Below are 18,398 nucleotides of genomic sequence, written 5' to 3'. Positions count from 1 at the left end.
TGGCGTGTCGGCTCCCGATTCGCAAACGGGAGGGCGCGCCGCGCCCGAAGGCGCTGGCGCTCAGTCGGTGCCGGAGTCGAAGGCCGCACCCTCGGATGCCGCGTCGACAGCATCCGACAGCTCGCCGTCGACCTCGGAGACCGAGCCCTCGACGAGTTCGGTGATCTCAGCCGCCTCGCCGGCGGTGACGCGGCCCACGAGCTCGCCCGTCGCGCCGCCGACCAGGCCGAGGCCCGCGTACTGCTCGAGACGCGAGCGCGAGTCGGCGATGTCGAGGTTGCGCATGGTCAGCTGGCCGATGCGGTCGACGGGGCCGAACGCCGAGTCGCCGACGCGCTCCATCGAGAGCTTCTCGGGGCCGTAGGACAGGTTCGGCGAGACGGTGTCGAGGATGGTCCAGTCGTCGCCGCGGCGCAGGCGGATCGTGACGGTGCCCGAGATGGTCAGGCCCACCCAGCGCTGAATCGACTCGCGCAGCATGAGCGACTGCGGCTCGAGCCAGCGGCCCTCGTACATCAGGCGGCCGAGGCGCCGACCCTGCTCGTGGTACGTGGCGAGGGTGTCTTCATTGAGGATGCCATTGACGAGGCGCTCGTAGGCGATGAACAGCAGCGCCATGCCCGGCGCCTCGTAGATGCCACGGGACTTCGCCTCGATGATGCGGTTCTCGATCTGGTCGCTCATGCCGAGGCCGTGGCGACCGCCGATCGTGTTCGCCTCCATGACCAGGGCGACAGGGTCGGAGAACTCCTTGCCGTTCAGGGCCACCGGGCGGCCGCCCTCGAACGTGACGGTGACGTCCTCGGTGTCGATCGCGACCGAGGGGTCCCAGAACTTCACGCCCATGATGGGGTCGACGGTCTCCAGCGAGACGTTCAGGTGCTCGAGCGTCTTCGCCTCGTGCGTGGCGCCCCAGATGTTGGCATCCGTCGAATATGCCTTCTCTGCCGAGTCCCGGTACGGGAACCCGCGCTCGACGAGCCATTCGCTCATCTCCTGGCGGCCGCCGAGCTCCGTGACGAAGTCGGCATCGAGCCACGGCTTGTAGATGCGAAGGCGGGGGTTGGCCAGCAGGCCGTAGCGGTAGAACCGCTCGATGTCGTTGCCCTTGTAGGTGGAGCCGTCGCCCCAGATGTCGACGCCGTCGTCCTTCATGGCGCGCACGAGCATGGTGCCAGTGACGGCCCGGCCGAGCGGCGTCGTGTTGAAGTAGGTCTTGCCGCCGGAGCGGATGTGGAAGGCGCCGCAGCTGAGGGCGACGAGGCCCTCTTCGACCAGCGCCGTCTTGGCGTCGACCAGGCGGGATTCCTCCGCACCGTACTCGAGCGCGCGGCCGGGGATCGAGGCGATGTCGGCCTCGTCGTACTGGCCGAGGTCGCCGGTGTAGGTGAAGGGGATCGACCCCTTCTCGCGCATCCACGCGACGGCGACGGAGGTGTCGAGACCACCGGAGAACGCGATGCCGACCTTTTCGCCGACGGGGAGGGACTGGAGCACCTTGGACATGTCCTCCAGTCTATCGACGCACGGCGTGTCGGATTGGCGGTCCGCCGCGGCCGACGCCCACGGCCACCGAATGTCACGGCGTGTATAACACGACCCGCCGTTGCGCTATGCGCTAGGGTTCCCCTTGATGCCCGGTTTCGGGCCGGCTGGGAACCCGTCCCGGTCAATGATCGTATGTCTGTCCGAGGGACTTTCACGTGCGCGGGGGCGCACGGGACAGGCATGTCTTGTAGGGGAGACAAATGCATACGTTTCACGCGCCCGCTCAAGCGCGCCATTCTTCAGCGCCGTCCGGTGCTGTCCGCCGCATCGTCGCCGCGCTGAGCGTCGGCCTGCTGGCGATCATCGGACTCGTCTCGGTGCCGGCCGCTGCTGTGGCCGCGGCCAATTCGGACATCGTCGTCGGCGACGTCACACTCACACCGGACGATGGGCAGCTCACAGTCGGTGACACGGTAACCGTGTCGGGAAGCTGGGATGCCACCATGGCGAATCCCAAGGAGGGTGACGAGTTCACCATCGGGCTGCCCGATGAGTTCGACTTCCCCGAGGCGGTTCCATTCCAGCTGCTCGGCCCGGCGCCGGACAACGAGGTGTGGGGCAACTGCATGACCGATCCCGGCACCGGGATCGCGACGTGCACGCTCACTTCACTGGTGACGACGAAGCCTGAACTGGTGCAGGGCACTTGGGAGTTCGAGGTCAAGGCCACCAAGGCGACGACCGCGACCGAGGTCGAGTTCGACCTGAACGGCACCCCGGGCAACGTGGTGCTGCCGGGTGGCGGCGGCATCGATGATGGCATCGAGCTGCCGGGCGAGGTCTCGAAGTCTGGTGTGATGAACGGCAACAACTGGTCGATGACCTGGACCGTCGACATCCCCGGTGCGAACCTCGCTGCCGCAGGCGGCGATGCGCACATCACCGACACGTTCGGCGCGGGTCACGTGCTGTGTGCCCCGACCGGCTTCAAGGTGCAGACGGTGCGCGGCGACACCGTGGTCGATGTGACGGACCTGGTCGAGACGCAGCCGGTTGCAGGCGCCGCAGGATTCGACATCGTTCTCAGCGAGCCCGACGCCGGTTGGAGCAAGGACGTCACCTACCGCATCACGTACCAGACCTGCACGCCCGACGGCCAGATCGACCCCTCCGGCACGAAGTACGACAACTCCATGCAGATAGAGGGCTGGGGTGAGGCCGGCCAGGGCATCGGCACCGTCACCAACCAGCCGTGGCACGACGACCTGACCAAGTCGGGCAGCGTGCTCGGCGGCGCCGACCGCAATGGAAAGATCGCCTGGAGCGTCGTAATCCCCGGCGACCAGCTGTTCGGCAAGGACTCCTTCACCTTCAGCGAGACGCTCGGCGCCGGGCACCAGGTGTGCGAAGACACCGTGAGCGGCCTGCGCGTCTTCGAGCGCTACGGACCGAGCAACCAGAAGGATCGTGACATCACGGACCTGCTCACCCGCACCGCCACGACCACTTCCACGCAGGCGTTCAGCATGAAGTTCACGACCGGCAGCGGTTCGTTCGACTTCAAGAAGTCGGACTACCGCTACATCGTCGCGTACGACACCTGCGTGACCTCGACCGACCTTCCCGAAGGCGGCACCGGGTACACGAACAGCGTGGACGTCGACGGCAAGATCGCGACGACCGAAGCCAAGGTGCCGGGCCGTTCCGAGGGCAAGGACGGCAAGATCAACACCACGCCGGTGACGATCGACGGCGTCCAGCACATGCCGCAGACGACGCTGAACTGGAACGTCACGATCCCCGGTGCGCTGCTCGACCCCGAGAGCCCCGCAGAAGGCGCTTTCGATCCGACCGGAGCGCTCACGCTGTTCGACGTGCTGTCCGACACGCAGGCCATCTGCGAGGCCGGCGACCCGACCGGCGGATTGGCTTCCCGCCTGAACCTGAGGGTGCAGGCGGTGGATCAGATCAACAAGGGGGGCCTCGCCACCGTTGACCTCACCGACACCACTGACGTTTCGGTCGACGGTCAGAAGATCACGTTCAAGGTCGCCCCGCCGAAGCTGCCGCAGCCGACCGGCGGGGTCAGCGACGGCTTCAGCCGCGAGTACCAGTACACGCTCAGCTACACGACCTGCACCACCAGTGGTGGCATGGACGCACCGGGCACCGTGTACGGGAACGAGCTCACCGGCAAGGGCATCAGCTTCACCGACTCGATGACCCAGAGCAACAAGGGATCTGGCACCGGAACCGGTGTGACCCGCGGTTCCGTGGCGATCTCGAAGCTCCTCGCCGACACCCCTGGTGCCGAGTTCGTGCCCGCAGGTACGAAGTTCACCGTGCACGTCAAGGAGATCGACCCGAAGGGCGTGGCTCAGAACGAGTACGACCTGCAGGTGCCGGTCAACGGCGATCCGATCAGCGGCCTCAACGCCCGTGGCAATGGCTGGACGATCGAGCTCTCAGAGCCGACCTTCCCGAGCGTGCCGGGTGTCGCCTGGGGTAAGCCCATCTTCAAGGCGTCTGACGGCGTCACGCCCAGTGCCGACGGCACGACCGCGGTCGCTGCTCTCACGCCTGGCAGCAACATCAAGGTGAGCGTTGAGAACCGCGCCCTGCTTGGCAGCGTCGCCGTGACCAAGGCGCTGACCGGTCCTGAGGCTGCGACCGCTCTGGTCGACCCCGACCAGACCTACAAGGTCATGGTCAAGATCGACACGAGCAAGCTCGGCGAGGGCGTCCCCACGCAGGCTGATCGCGAGTTCGGCGTCAAGGCGGGCGAGACGGTCACGCTCAAGGACCTGCCGATCGGCGCCATCGTCACCTTCTCGGAGACGAAGCCCACCAGTGATGACGACGTCACCTGGTCGGCGCCGGTCATCAGCCCCAACCCGATCACGATCGGTGCGGAGCACGCGACCGAGCCCGCCGCCGTGACGGTCACCAACCACGTCGAGCGCACGCTGGGCACGTTCTCGATCGCGAAGTCGGTCACGGGCGCGCAGGCTGAGAACCCGGCTGTTCCTGAGAACGTCACGGTCACCGCGAGCTGGACGCAGGAGGGTGTCGATGGCGAGAAGGTGCTGACGGTTCCGACCGATGGCTCGCCGGTCGATCTGGGTGCTGACCTGTTGATCGGCACGAAGGTCACGCTGGTCGAGACGCCGCTTGTCGACGGCTCGAGCATTGCCTGGTCGGCTCCGGTCTGGTCTGGTACTGGTGTGACCGTTGATGGTTCGTCGGCGGTCGTGACGATCGTGCGGGATGTTGAGGCGCATGTCGATCTCGAGAATCACGCGGCCACGTCGGTCGCCGACATCAGCCTGATCAAGGGCATCGCGGGAGCGGCGGCCGGTGAGGTCGACGCTGACACGGAGTTCCCGGTCACCGCGACCTGGACGGATGCCGAGGACGAGACCGTTACAAAGGATCTGATGATCAATGCGGTGAAGCCGACGCCTCTGGGTGTCGAGCTGCCTGCGGGCACTGTCGTGACGATCACCGAGGGCAAGCGCCCCGGTATCGACACGGTCGTGTGGGGTTCGATCACCATCAGCGGTGACGATGTCACCGACAACGGTGACGGCTCCGCCGAGATCATCGTCTCCGACCAGCAGGGTGACACCACCCTGGTGACCGTCGTCAACGAGGCCACCTGGGCGCCGAGCAGCTTCAGCATCTCGAAGTCGCTCGCTGACACTCCCGGTGCGGAATTCGTCGCCGACGGCACGGAGTTCACCGTGCACGTGAAGGAGTTCAGCCCGTCGGGTGACCTCGAGAAGGAGTACGACCTGCAGGTGCCCGTGAACGGCGCGGTTGTCAAGGGTCAGCTCAACCTCTCGGGTCCTGGCTGGACCGCTGAGCTCTCGGAGCCGACGTTCCCGAACGTCCCTGGCGTCACCTGGGGAAGCCCGGTGTTCGCGGCATCCGACGGTGTCACGCCGAGCGCCGACGGCAAGACGGCGACGGTCGCATTCGCGCCGAGCACCGACGTCAAGGTCGGCCTGGTCAACGAGGCCGAGCTGGGCATGATCGACGTGACCAAGGCGCTCACCGGACCCGAGGCTGCGCTCGCCCTGGTCGACGAGGACAAGTCCTACGTCGTCACGGCGAAGATCGACACGAGCAAGCTCGGTGAGGGCTTCCCGGCACAGGCCGATCGGGTTCTGCAGATCAAGGCGGGCGAAACCGTCACGATCAAGGACCTGCCGATCGGCGCGACCGTGAACTTCTCCGAGGCGCAGCCGACTGACGACGACCGGTTGACCTGGTCGGCTCCCGTCATCAGCCCGGCGAGCATCGAAGTCGCTGCCGCGCATGCAACCGCACCGGTGGTCGTCACGGTGACGAACCATGTCGAGCGCACGGTCGGCACGTTCTCGATCGCGAAGTCCGTCACGGGCGCGCAGGCTGAGAACCCGGCTGTGCCGGAGAACGTCACGGTCACCGCGACCTGGACCCAGGACGGTGTCGACGGTGAGAAGACGCTGGCGGTCCCGACCGATGGCACGCCAGTCGCCCTTGGCGAGAACCTGCTGATCGGCACGAAGGTCACTCTGGTCGAGACGCCGCTTGTCGACGGCTCGAGCATTGCCTGGTCGGCTCCGGTCTGGTCTGGTGATGGCGTGGCGGTCGATGGCACCTCTGCGGTCGTCTCGATCACCCGCGACGGCGAAGCTCAGGTTCTGCTGGAGAACCATGCGGCCACGTCGGTCGCCGGCATCAGTCTGATCAAGGGCATCGCCGGAGACGCGACCGAAGAGGTGGACCCCGCCACCGAGTTCCCGGTCACCGCGACCTGGACGATCGGCGACGAGGAGTTCTCGAAGGAACTCACCATCAACGCTGTCGAGCCGACCTCGCTCGGCGTCGACCTGCCGGCAGGCACCGTCGTCACGATCACTGAGGGCGAGCGACCTGCGTTCGACACGGTGATCTGGGATTCCATCACCATCAGCGGTGACGATGTCACTGACAACGGTGACGGCTCCGCTGAGATCATCGTCTCCGACCAGCAGGGTGACACCACCCTGGTGACCGTCGTAAACGAGGCCACCTGGGCACCTGGCACCTTCACACTGTCGAAGGCCGTCACCGGCATCCTGATGGACAACCCGGATGTGCCCGAGACGGTCACCGTGACGGCGTCCTGGCTCGACGGCGATGAGCCGATGTCGGCCGAGGTGACCCTGCCCACAGACGGCACTCCGGTGCCGTTCGGGCAGGACCTGCCGCACGGCACCACGGTCACGCTGTCTGAGCTGACCATTGAAGATGGCGCCGCGTTCACCTGGAACACCCCTGTGTGGTCTGGTGACGCCATCGTGGCGCACGAGGACGGCACGGCCGTGCTGACCATCGGCGCCGCGAAGGATGCCAAGGTCGCAGTGACCAACAGCGTCACGGCGAAGCTCGGCAGCCTGGCAGTGAACAAGTCGCTCACCGGCAGTGGGGCAGGCCTCGTCAAGGACGTCGCTTTCCCCGTCACCGCCACCTGGACCGATCTGCTCGGCGAGACCCAGCAGACCGACATCGAGGTGCGCGCCGGTGAGGCGACCGTCATCGAGAACCTGCCGATGGGCACCGAGGTGACGCTCACCGAGACCGCCGCCGAGGTTCCGGCCAACGCGCGCTGGCACGGTGCGACCTGGACGAGCGATGACGAGACCGTCGCCCTCGACCAGCAGGACGGCGACGCCATCACCATCATCGTGACCGGTGACGGTGAGAGCACGGCGAGCGTCGACCTCGGCAACGAGTTCGAGAAGCTGCCCGACCTGGCCGTCACCGGCGGCCCGCTGCTGTCCGGCGCGATCATCGTGCTGGCCGGTCTGCTGATCGGTGTGGGCATCCTGATGCTCGTGCTGCGCCGCCGCCGCGAGGCGTAAGCGGGTCGAACGGCCCGTTGCACTCTGGGGGTCGACACGCCACATGTCGGACCGGCGAACCGGTCCGACATGTGGCGCGTCGGCCCCCGATGTGTTCCGGGCGGGTGTCGGATGCCCGGGGTCGGGCCGCACTGGGCGTACGGTAGTCGCCATGGGACAGGCGGTGCTGTGGGGGGTCGTGGCGGCGTCGCCGCTGCTGGTCGGCGCGCTGCTCGCGCTGCTGCGCCGCTGGCCGCCGAAGTGGCTCGGCATCGTACTCGGCTTCGGGGCGGGTGCGCTGATGGCATCCATCGCCTTCGAACTCTGGGAAGAGGGACTGCAGCTGGCCGGCGCCGTCCCCCTCGTCATCGGCGTCGCCGCGGGCGCGATCGCCTATTACATCGCGGCGCGCATCCTCGATGCCCGCCAGGCCAAGACGCATCAGCCCGCCGGCGGCCCCTCGCTTGCCGTGGCGGCACTGCTCGACGGCATCCCGGAGCAGCTCGTTCTCGGTATCGGCGTCGCCTCAGGTGATGGCGTCGGCATCGCGCTGGTCGTCGCGATCCTGGTGTCGAACCTGCCGGAGTCGATCGGGTCCGCGTCAGATTTGCTCGAATCGGGCATGCGTAAGGGCCGCGTCGTGTTGCTGTGGGCGGGTGTCGCGGTGGCGTGTGCCCTGGCGACGGTCGCCGGGTACGCGCTGGCGGATGCCGTCGGTCCTGACTTCCGCGCGGCGGCGAACGGCTTCGCGGCCGGCGCACTGCTGGTGATGCTCGTCGATTCGATGATTCCCGAGGCGCAGTCGAAGGCCAAGGAGTCGACCGGCCTCGCCACGGTGCTCGGGTTCGCCGTGGCTGCCGGCCTCGCGCTCACCGCGTAGCGGGCTCTTGGTCTGCCTCGGGAGGAGAACTCTGCCTCGGGAGGAGCTTTTCGCCCAGAACGTCCTCCCGAGCGTGAGAACTCCTCCCGACCCAGGACGATCAGCCGCGGGTCACGTCGGCGAAACGCTCGCGCAGCGGGTGGTTCGGGCCAAGGTCGGCGAGGGCCACGGCACCGTCGATGCCAGAGCCGATGGGGGGCACGAATCGGGCATCCGATCGCTCGGCGCGCACCGCGTCGATGAAGGCACTGCGGATGGCATCTGACCCGAACACCCCGCCGACCGCACCCACGGCGGCATCCGCCGGCGCGTCGACGACACGCAGCGATGCGAGTGCCGCGAGTGCCAGCTCGCGGGCGGCTTCCTGGCAGATGCGCACGGCTACGGCATCCCCGGTTCCGGCGAACTCGGCCACCTTCGCCGCGAACGACGCGACGGTGCGTACGCGATCGTGCGAGGCCTGCAACTGGGTGTACGCGCTCTCGAGGTCGGGCCAGCGTTCCTGCACCGAAGCGGTGAGGGCGGTGACGGGTCCTCGGCCGTCGTAGGCGCGCATCACGGCATCCAATGCCGCGCGGCCGATCCAGTAGCCGCTGCCAGCGTCGCCCATGATGTAGCCCCACCCGTCGACGCGGGTGGAGTGCTGCGGCCCGACGCCGAGGGTGACGACACCGGTGCCGGCGGCGACGACGGAGCCGTACTGGTCGCCGAGCACCCCGAGGAACGATGTCACCGAATCGTGCGTAGCGACGATACGCTGCACGCCGGCCAGCGCGGGTCGCTGCATCAGCCCCTCTGCCTCGACGCGCGCGTCGGTGAGGCCTGACACGCCGAGCGTCATCGTGTGCGGTGCGGCGCCGGCCGAGCGCACGACGCTCTCGGCGACCTCGGCCAGTTGGCCAAGCAGCGGACGGTCGGTGAGCACGCCCGAGAAGACATCGTCATGCGTGGAGCCGTCGGCACGACGCAGGCGCACCTTGATGCCGGTCTGGCCGGCGTCGATGGCGAGCAGCTCGGGGGCGCTCTGCGGTGCGTCTGACATGCGGGAACTCCTCGGGGGTGAGCGGCCCGATCGGGCAGAGGGCCAACAGCCAGCGTAAGACATCCGGCCCCGCTGCCCAGCGGCGATGACCCCTGTCATCGCAGGGGGGGCCGACCGTCAACCGGCGGGCGGAGCGGTGGAGGCGCGGACGATCAGCTCGGGGGTGAGCGTGAGGTCGCTGGTCGGGTCGTCGCGGCCCTCCAGTCGCGCGGTGACGGATGCCACGGCGCTGCGCCCAAGCTCAGCGAACGGCTGCGCGACGGTGGTCAGGGCGGGGGTGCAGTACGCGGCCAGGCGCACGTCGTCGACCCCGACGATCGAGACATCTTGCGGCACGCGTCGACCGCGCTCATGCAGGGCCCGCACCACCCCGAAGGCCATCTCATCGCTGGCGACGAAGATCGCCGTGACGTCGGGATCCGCGCCGAGGCGCAGGCCGGCCTGATAGCCGGACTCCGGCGACCAGTCGCCATGGATCGTCTTGGGCACTGGGCGCCCGGCTGCTGCCAGCGCCTCCTGCCATCCCGCCGTGCGCTCGACGGAGTCCACCCAGTCGTCCGGACCGGTGATGTGCTGCACGGTGTGGTGTCCGAGCGCGAGCAGGTGCTCGGACGCCAGGCGGGCGACGGCTCGCTGATCGACGTCGAGCGAACGCGCTCGACTGACCGGGGACCCGCCGATCGTGGCGGTCGGCAGGCGGTCGGCGATGGCCTCGACGCGGCTGTCCGGGGTGCGCAGCGGCACCGCGAGGATGAGCGCTTCGGCCCCCAGCCGCTCCAGGCGTCCGAGTGCGGCGCTGATGGACTCCACCCCGACGCTGGAGATCTGCGCCCCGACCACGCTGTAGTGCATGCCGTCAGCGGCATGTTCGATGGCTGACTGGGTCATCGCCCCGGCGTAGGACTCGGTGGCCATGCTGACCACGCCGATCGTGCGGGTGCGGCCAGAGGACAGCGCGCGGGCGGCGGTGTTCATCCGGTAGCCGAGCTGCTCGACGGCATCCAGTACCCGCTGGCGCTTGTCGTCGGAGACGTACGGATGGTCGCGAAGCACCCGCGACACGGTCTGCGCCGACACGCCGGCCACCCTGGCGACGTCCAGCATCCCCGGCGCCTTGCTCTGCGCGTCTTTCACCGCGACCTCCGCTCGATTCGTTGACACAGCTTAGCGATGACAAGTATGTTATCGATGCCACATACGAGCGATGTCGCTCCCCCTTCGAGACGTCGCCGTCCCCACAGAGAGGCACTCCCCGTGAGATCACCGACCAGCAGACCAGGGCGTCGCCTGCGCACAGCGCTCGCGGCCACCGTCACCACCACGGCCTTCGTCATCGGGTCCCTCGCCTTCACGGCCCCGGCCGCCCTGGCATCCGCCCCGCTGCCCGACGTCATCCCCTCCATCGACGGCTGGCAGCAGGTAGACGGCACGTTCTCAGCATCCGACGACATCGCGATCATCGCCGACGGCGCCGACGCGCACCTGACCTCGACGGCAGGCATCCTGCGCGACGAGCTGCGCCCCGACTACCCGGCCGCGAGCGTCGAGACGGCCGATGCGGCCGCAGGCGACATCGAGCTGCGCGTCGACGACGCACGCGACGACCTCGGCGCGCAGGGCTACGACCTGCAGGTCGGCGAGAGCATCGTCATCACCGGCGCCGACGCCGCTGGCGTCTTCAACGGCACCCGCACCGTACTGCAGATGCTGACGCAGCAGGACACCCTGCCACGCGGCTCGGTCATCGACGTGCCCGAGTACCCCGAGCGCGGCGTCACCGTGTGCGCCTGTGTCATCAACATCTCGACCGAGTTCATCGACCGGCTGATCGAGGACATGGCGTTCCTCAAGCTGAACACGCTCATGGTCGAGCTGAAGGTCAAGGTCGACGAGTACCCGCAGACCAACACCTGGTCGTACTACACGAAGGAGGACATCACCGCTCTCGTCGAGAAGGCGAAGCGCTACGGCATCGACGTGATCCCCGAGATCAACTCCCCGGGTCACATGGAGATCTGGCTCGAGAACATGCCAGAGCTGCAGCTGACCAACGAGAGCACCGGCGCCAAGGACGAGGTCCGCATGGACATCACCAAGGACGCCTCCTACGACTTCTACACCGACCTGATCGACGAGTACTTCGAGGCCTTCGACAGCGACTACTGGCACATGGGCGTCGACGAGTACATGCTCGGCAGCGGCTACGCCAACTACCCGCAGATCAAGCGCTTCGCTCAGCAGCAGTTCGGCGCAGGAGCGACCGAGAACGACGTCGTCGCCTGGTACGTCAACAAGATCAACGACTACGTCAAGTCCAAGGGCAAGACGCTGCGCATCTGGAATGACGGCGTGATGCGCGATAACCAGTTCGTCGACTTCGACACCGACATCATTGTCGAGCACTGGAACCAGGCCGGATCCACGATCAAGCCGCAGCAGTTCATCGACTGGGGCCACGAGGTGAACAACATCTCGAACTCGCTGTACATGGTGCGCGGCGGCTACGGCGTGGACAGCAAGGGCCTGTACGAGAACGGCTGGACCCCTGAGCAGTTCTACGGTCAGAAGATCACAAGCGGCGCCGACAAGATCCTCGGCGCGCGGATGAGCATCTGGCCAGACGGCGGCACCCCGAGCGAGGCCGAGAACACCACCGAGCAGCGGATGTACGAGCCGCTGCGCTTCGTCGCGCAGTCGACGTGGACGGACGAGCGTCCGTGGGCGACGTACGCCGACTTCAAGACCTCGATGGACACCATCGGCCGTGCCCCGCTGTGGGAGAACGCCGATCGTCAGCCGCTGCCGTCCGGTGCGTTCACGCTGTCGACCGATGGCGGCGCGCTCGCCGCGGGCGAGGGTGCTGGCACCGTGCTCTCGGATGCCGGTGAGACCTTCACGTTCACCCGCACAGACGACGGCTACTACACGATCGCATCCGCCGACGGGCGCTGCCTGAGCGTGGCAGGCGACGGGACCATGCGCCTGAACGTGCCCGTCGAGATCGGCGTGGACATCACCCTGAGCACGTGCGCCACCACGACCCTGCAGAAGTGGCAGGTGCGCAAGGTCGACGGCGGCTACACGATCGCCAACGCCGCCAGCCAGCAGTTCGTGTCGGTCTCACAGGGCCTGAACGACGTGCCCGTGGCCGGCGAAGGGTTCAAGAACGTCGCCGACGGTCGCGTCGTGCAGACGCCGGCAGACTGGGGCCGCACCGCCTGGACCGTGGTCGGAGACGTCTCGGTCAACGTGGTGCCCGGGTTCGTCACCGCCTCGCCCGGTCAGTCGGCCGACGTGACGGTCACCGTGAACAACTCGACGGGGGATGCCCTCGCCGGAGCGGCCCTCCGGGTGAAGGCGGCCGACGGCTGGACGGCTCTGCCCGCGAACTTCGCGCTCGACGACATCGCCGCGAGCGACAGCGCCGAGGTCAACGCGAAGCTGTTCAACGTCAATGCGGCAACCGGAACCGGCGGGTTCGTCTTCGAACTGGTCGGCGCCGACGGCACGGTCATCGCTTCGGGTCAGACGCAGGCCAACTCAGTCTGCGCCGCCGGAACAGTGCGACCCACCGCCATCGCCGCGGTCTCCAGCGAGCAGCGCTCGGGCGAGCCCGCACCGAACGGACCGGCAACGGCCGCCATCGACGGCAACCCCGCGACCTACTGGCACTCGCAGTGGTCGAGCCCGGAGGCGCAGTACCCGCACTCGATCGTCATCGACCTCGGTGAGGCACAGCAGGTGTGCGGCCTGGTCTACACCGGTCGCAGCAGCACCGGCTCGGGCGGTGCGAACGGTCGCATCGGTGAGTATGAGGTGTACGCCTCCACCGACGTCGCGACGATCGACGGTGTGTGGGGCGAGCCCGTCTCGTCCGGCGCGTTCGCCAACACGGGTGATGCGCAGATCGCCGGATTCCCGGCTCAGTCGGCGCGTTACCTGAAGCTGGTCGCTCTGTCGGAGGTCAACGGAAACCCGTGGGCGACGGTCGGCGAGCTCGCCGCGGCGGGTCCGGTGCAGGAGGCGCCGAGCTATGAAGCCTCGATCACCGTCGACCGTGACCGCGCCGCGTTCGGGGGCACTGTCGGCGTCACCGGGGCGGGCTTCGCACCCGGCGAGCCGATCGAGGTCGTGCTGCTCAAGCACGGGCCGAACACCGAGACGCTGATCGCCACGCTCACCGCCGACGCCGAGGGCAGGATCGCCGAGGACGTCGTTGTTCCGAAGAACAGCAAGGGTGGCAAGCACCAGCTCATCCTCACCGGCACGGTGACGGGAGCGAGCGACGATGCCCCGCTGAAGCTCAGCGGAAGCGGCAAGTAGCAGCGAATCGGATGCCGGTGCCCGGCCCTCTCAGGGGTCGGCCACCGGCATCCGGCGTTTTCGCCCCCGACCATCCCGGTCGCGGCCTAACCAGAAAGGATGCAGGACAAGACTCCACGACACGCGGACCGCCCCCACGGCGTGTCGCGCCACAAACGTTCAATCGACCTGCATCCGTTCCCGAACCGAACCGCTCGGGCGACGACGGAGCCCCGCCGCACGAGGCGACGGGGCTCCTTTCGAACTCAGCGCGGGGCGCTCAGCCGATCGCCGCCGCGAACACGTGGATGGATCCGTTGTTCGGCAGCGTGACCGTGTGCACGCGCTTGCCCGCTGCGAGCTCCACCTGCTCCGCGAACACGCGGTACGAGTACCCGTGGTTCGCCGGACCGCTCTGAGTGTTGCGGTACGTCGAGTTGGCCACGGCATCGCCGGGCTCCGGGTCGCCCCAGTTCTCGAAGCTCAGGGTGAACTGCTGGGTCGTGCCGTCGGTGTAGGTGATGACACCCGTGCCCGACTGCGAGCCGATCGCGCTGCCGAGGAAGCCGAGGCGGTCTCCCTCGCCGGCGACCTTGAAGGTCGCGCTGCCGTTGACGTTGTTCGGCGTGCCCACGGCCGACGGCCACGTGTACGTGATGCCGTCGTTGGTGAACTCCGCACCCGCCACGAGGCCGGCGGCCGCGAGTGCCTCGGCCGAGTAGCTGTTGCGGGCGCCGTCGACGTTGCCAGGGCCGGGGTTGTCGTCGTGCGTGATGCCGACGTTGTTGAAGGCCAGCGAGATGTCGGCGAGCGGCACGATGATGCTGCCCTTCACCGATTCGCTGAGTCCCTTCGAGCCCGGGTAGTCGTACGTCACCGCTCCGCGCAGGTCGATCGTGCGCGCACTGGCGGCGTCGGGGACGGCGGCGAGGTCGAAGGCGATCTCGACGGATACCCCTGGCGCGAGCTTCTTCGGGATCGTGCTCGCCGGCGTGGCGGTCCAGCCGTCGCCGGCCGACAGAGTGACGTTCAGGTTCTTCAGCGCGTGCTCGTTGGGGTTGCGCACCGTGATCACGACCGGGTCGTCGGTGCTGAGCGGTGCCTTCATCGAGACCGCCGCCTTGCCGCCGAACGGCCGCACCTGGATCTGCAGGTTCTTCGACACCGAGTCGAGTCCTGCCGAGTTGTGCGCCGTCACCGTGAACTTGCTGGTGCCGGGCTTCTCGGGGGTGCCGATGATGCCACCGGTGTCCTTGTTGAGCTTCAGGCCCTTCGGCAGCGAGCCCGAGGTCACCTCGAACCGGACCGTCGTCGGGTTGTTGGACTCCACCTGCTGCTCGTAGAGTTCACCGGCCACGGCGTTGGGCAGCGACGAGGTCGAGATCTGCGGGGTCGGTGCCGCGATGGCGATCGGGTCGCCGATCGGCGCGCCAGCAGCATCCGTCTGCTGCAGCGTCCACGCGGAACCCTCGGTGACGACCTCGAGATGCCAGTTCGTGGACTGGTCGCGGAACTTCGCCTTCAGCTCCTCGCTGAATGCGCCGACGTTGCGGGCGCGCTCCCACTGCTTGATCGTGTCGAGCACATCGCGGGCCTGCTGGCCGCTGCCGCGCAGGTTGCCGACCGAGCCCTGGAAGCCTGTTCCGGCGTTGAGGCCCGCCGCGCGTGCGAGCTTGTGCTCGATGCTGACCAGGCTCTCGCCGCCCGAGAGGCGGATCCAGCCCATCATGTGCGGCAGGTAGTTGGCGGCGTAGAACTCGTTGTTGATGAAGACCTGGTTCATGCTGGTCGATGCGACCTCGCCCCAGCTGGCCCGCGAGAGGCCGTCCCAGATGTTCGAGCCCATCCGGCTCGTCTCGGTGATGAAGCCGTCGTTGTTCTCGGTGCGGTCGCGGGTCTTGTCGACCAGCTGTGCCATGCCGAACGAACCCCAGCCGGACTGCGAAGCGGACTCGAGACCGTCGAAGGACATGGCGCGGATGCCGGTGTCGTTCCAGATGGTCGACAGGCGCGTTGCGATCTCATCGATGATCTCGATGTTGCCGAGGGCTCCGCCGTACTGGTTCTGCAGCAGGCGGGCAGCGGTGGCACCCTCATCGTGCGCGACGGCGGCCGAGCCCCAGCGTGCCCGCGACAGACCGCGCACCTCCCACTCATCGCCGACCTTCGCGAAGGAGCTGTAGTCGATGAACTCGTCGCCGATGCGCAGCTTGCGTCCCTGGACGCCATCGCGAAGGAGGGCATCGTCGCTGAGGTACGCCGTGGTCGCCGTGGCGCTCAGCGGACGCGTGAGTGTCGCACGGCCTCCCAGCGCGAGCCGGTCGTCGGCCGGTGCGGTCACATAGGCGTCGTTCGAGGCGACGAAGTCCGACAGGGTGTGCACACCGATCTTGATGCCGAGCTTCTCGGCGCGTTCGACGAATTCGGCCACTCCGGCGTCGCCCTGACCCATCGAGGTGTTGAACTCGTAGTGCCCGGTGGCCTGCCAGGGGCCTGCGGCGTTCGGCAGCGAGTAGAGGTAGTCGATGCCGGCGAGCTTCGCGAACTCGGCGCCCTCCGCGAGGGTTCCGGTGTTCAGATCGCCGAGCACCAGGAACGACTGCGAGGTGGCCTGCGCGACCTTCTGCCACTGTCCGTCGATCGTCGGATACGGCAGTCCCTCGGACTGCGAGATCTCGGAGAGCACGGTCGGCGTCGCGGACGGATCGGCCCCGAAGATCGCCACCTTCGAGCCGAGCACAGTGGGCTGCTCGGCCAGCGGACCGACGGGGATGTCGTATCCGCCGATCTGCGACCGCATCCGCTCCTTCGAGTAGTCGAACTGGAACGCGCGCAGCAGCGTGCCCCACGGAGTCACGCCTGCGACGCTCCACTCCTCGTGCGGCCAGACCTCGAGGTCGGACGGGTTCGGCGAGACCTCGTCCTTCCAGCCGAGATCGTCGTACTGCTGCGGCCAGCCGCCCTCGGTGCGATCGGTGAGGGGGCGCATGCCGAGGGCGAACGAGTCGTTGCGCGCGACGCCGACCACTTCGCCCACAGTCTCGGTGATGCTGGTCGGCAGAGGGCCCCACAGCAGCGACTCCACGTCGGCGCCGGCCGGCGCATCGACATCGGTCACCTCGAAGGTGGAGTAGCCGCCGGCATCCTCCACGTCGACGGTCACGGTGTAGTCGGCGCTGTCGCTGGAGAACTCCAGATCACCGTCGACCTTTGTGACCGAAGTCGGCATCTGCTGCTCGCCGTCGATGACGAGACTCACCAGCGGCGCGTGCTTCTCGGGGACGAGGTACTCGGTTCCGGTGCGGATGTCGCTGAGACTGGTGACGGTGCCGGTGCTGTCGAGTCCGATGGACAGATAGCCTGCGGTGATGCGCAGGTCATCGGATGCCAACGCGGGAGACACCCCGACGCAGCTGAGCGCTGTGGCTGTCAGGGCGCCGACCGCGAGAGACGCGGTGATCGCCGATCGCTTCTTCATTGAAACTCCTAGGGAGGGGGCATCGAATCATCGATGAATCGGGGAAGTGGGGAGTAGATCACCACAATTATGAAGATGATTTTTATAATGTGGTGTGGTGAGTCAAGCAGTCGTGACGAAGGCTGTCAAGGGTGACGCAAGGGAGAGTCGGATGCCTGACATGAGAGAACCGCTGGCGCCGCGCGGCAATGAAGTCGGTGTGCTCTCGCACCTGCGCAGCGCGTCCTCGCTGAGTGTGACCGACCTCGCGGCGCTGACCCGCTTGTCGCGCCCCACAGTGGAGGAGGCCGCGTCGTACCTGGTCGAGCGGGGACTGGTGCAGCGGATCGAGCCTGAGCCCGAGGTCGGACGGAAGGCCGGGCGTCCCGCCAAGCGCTTCGCCTTTCGCGCCGAGGCAGGACACATCCTCGCGTGCGACATGGGGGTCGAGCTGATCAGGATGCTCGTCGCCACACTCGACGGAACGATCATCGACCGCGCTGAGGTGACGATCACAGGTGCCACATCGACCGCGCAGCGATTCCGCACGGCGTTCGACGCCGTGGACGAGCTGCTCGAGGCAGCCGCGCTCGCCCGGAGCGACATCTGGGCGGTGGGTGTCGCCACAACCGGAATCGTCGATGCGTCTGGGATCGTGGTGCGCAGCTCGCGCCTGCCGGAGCTGACCGGGGTGAACCTGGCGCAGGAGTGGGCGAAGCACTTTCCCGCAGCCACCGTGAGCGTCGGCAACGACGCCCGCTGCGCTGCACTGGCCGAGCACTGGAAGGGCGCCGCCGTCGATGTCGACACGTCGGTGACTGTGCTGGCCGGCACCGCGCTCGCCGCAGCGATCACGATCGACGGTGCGCCCTATCGTGGCTGGCACGGCGCGTCCGGCGAGGTGGGCGGCATCGCCGAGCTCGGCTGGCCTCGCGCGGTCACCGCGCTGCAGACCCTGAGGTCGGGCAAGGATCCCGAGCGGATGCCCTTCCGCGGCGCCGACGTCGATTTCGCCGACCCGCGCGCGAGTGATGTGCTCGCTACGTTCATCGACGCGCTGGCGCCCGGGCTGGTGGCACTGGTGTCGATCATCGATCCGCCGCGGGTGATCGTCGGCGGTGAGCTCGCGACAGCGGGCGAGGCGCTCGTGGGGCCGATCCGCGGCATCCTCGCCGAGCGCTGTCTGTTCCCGGTCGAGGTGGTGCCCTCGACGCTCGGCGATGACTCGAGCCTGCTGGGTGCACTGCGGCAGGCGCTGAATGATGTGGATGCTGTGCTCGGACGTCCGTCGGCGATCAGCCCCGACGCCGTGCTGCTCACACGAAACCCCTGGTGAGCCGGCGGTCTGCCGGAACGACG

8 protein-coding genes are annotated in these 18,398 nt (G+C 67.8%); 4 read left to right on the top strand and 4 right to left on the bottom strand.

What is annotated here, in order from left to right:
* Positions 1 to 60: 60 nt before the first annotated feature.
* Positions 61 to 1,506 (bottom strand): argininosuccinate synthase, encoded by a 1,446-nt coding sequence (argG, locus tag MNR00_RS16955; RefSeq protein WP_241927081.1) that lies wholly within the window; start codon positions 1,504 to 1,506, stop codon positions 61 to 63.
* A gap of 242 nt (positions 1,507 to 1,748) precedes the next feature.
* Here argG and MNR00_RS16950 point away from each other — a divergent pair, with 242 nt between their 5' ends.
* A complete protein-coding gene (locus tag MNR00_RS16950) occupies positions 1,749 to 7,379 on the top strand; it encodes a DUF5979 domain-containing protein (RefSeq protein ID WP_241927080.1) in 5,631 nt (1,876 codons plus the stop codon).
* 151 nt (positions 7,380 to 7,530) lie between these two features.
* Positions 7,531 to 8,238 carry a ZIP family metal transporter gene (locus MNR00_RS16945; protein ID WP_241927079.1) on the top strand — a complete coding sequence of 236 codons (708 nt, stop codon included), beginning with the start codon at positions 7,531 to 7,533 and terminating at the stop codon, positions 8,236 to 8,238.
* Between the two features lie 100 nt (positions 8,239 to 8,338).
* Here the strand turns inward: MNR00_RS16945 and MNR00_RS16940 are convergent, their stop codons facing one another.
* The gene (locus tag MNR00_RS16940; protein WP_241927078.1) at positions 8,339 to 9,280 is read right to left on the bottom strand and encodes a BadF/BadG/BcrA/BcrD ATPase family protein; all 942 of its coding nucleotides are present in this window, start codon (positions 9,278 to 9,280) and stop codon (positions 8,339 to 8,341) included.
* A gap of 117 nt (positions 9,281 to 9,397) precedes the next feature.
* Entirely contained in the window at positions 9,398 to 10,414 is a 1,017-nt protein-coding gene (locus MNR00_RS16935; protein WP_241927077.1) for a LacI family DNA-binding transcriptional regulator, read from the bottom strand.
* Positions 10,415 to 10,534: 120 nt separating this feature from the next.
* Here MNR00_RS16935 and MNR00_RS16930 point away from each other — a divergent pair, with 120 nt between their 5' ends.
* Positions 10,535 to 13,603, top strand: coding sequence for a family 20 glycosylhydrolase (locus tag MNR00_RS16930; RefSeq protein WP_241927076.1), 3,069 nt, complete (start codon positions 10,535 to 10,537; stop codon positions 13,601 to 13,603).
* A 259-nt stretch (positions 13,604 to 13,862) separates the two neighbouring features.
* Here the strand turns inward: MNR00_RS16930 and MNR00_RS16925 are convergent, their stop codons facing one another.
* Complete coding sequence (locus tag MNR00_RS16925; protein ID WP_241927075.1) at positions 13,863 to 17,060, bottom strand: Ig domain-containing protein; 3,198 nt, start codon at positions 17,058 to 17,060, stop codon at positions 13,863 to 13,865.
* A 151-nt stretch (positions 17,061 to 17,211) separates the two neighbouring features.
* On the opposite strand from MNR00_RS16925, the gene MNR00_RS16920 reads away from it, so the two are divergent.
* On the top strand, positions 17,212 to 18,375 hold the full coding sequence (locus MNR00_RS16920; RefSeq protein ID WP_241927074.1) for an ROK family transcriptional regulator: 1,164 nt from the start codon (positions 17,212 to 17,214) through the stop codon (positions 18,373 to 18,375).
* The last annotated feature ends 23 nt before the right edge of the window (positions 18,376 to 18,398 follow it).

It is taken from the genome of Microbacterium sp. H1-D42 (genome assembly GCF_022637555.1).
In the GTDB taxonomy this organism is placed as follows: Bacteria; Actinomycetota; Actinomycetes; order Actinomycetales; family Microbacteriaceae; genus Microbacterium.
This window is presented reverse-complemented; position numbering and strand designations above follow the sequence as displayed.

Bases quoted from the DNA above. Each gene is read 5' to 3' on its own strand.
- argG (WP_241927081.1), bottom strand. From the start codon at position 1,506: ATGTCCAAGGTGCTCCAGTCCCTCCCCGTCGGCGAAAAGGTCGGCATC.
- MNR00_RS16950 (WP_241927080.1), top strand. From the start codon at position 1,749: ATGCATACGTTTCACGCGCCCGCTCAAGCGCGCCATTCTTCAGCGCCG.
- MNR00_RS16945 (WP_241927079.1), top strand. From the start codon at position 7,531: ATGGGACAGGCGGTGCTGTGGGGGGTCGTGGCGGCGTCGCCGCTGCTG.
- MNR00_RS16940 (WP_241927078.1), bottom strand. From the start codon at position 9,280: ATGTCAGACGCACCGCAGAGCGCCCCCGAGCTGCTCGCCATCGACGCC.
- MNR00_RS16925 (WP_241927075.1), bottom strand. From the start codon at position 17,060: ATGAAGAAGCGATCGGCGATCACCGCGTCTCTCGCGGTCGGCGCCCTG.
- MNR00_RS16920 (WP_241927074.1), top strand. From the start codon at position 17,212: ATGCCTGACATGAGAGAACCGCTGGCGCCGCGCGGCAATGAAGTCGGT.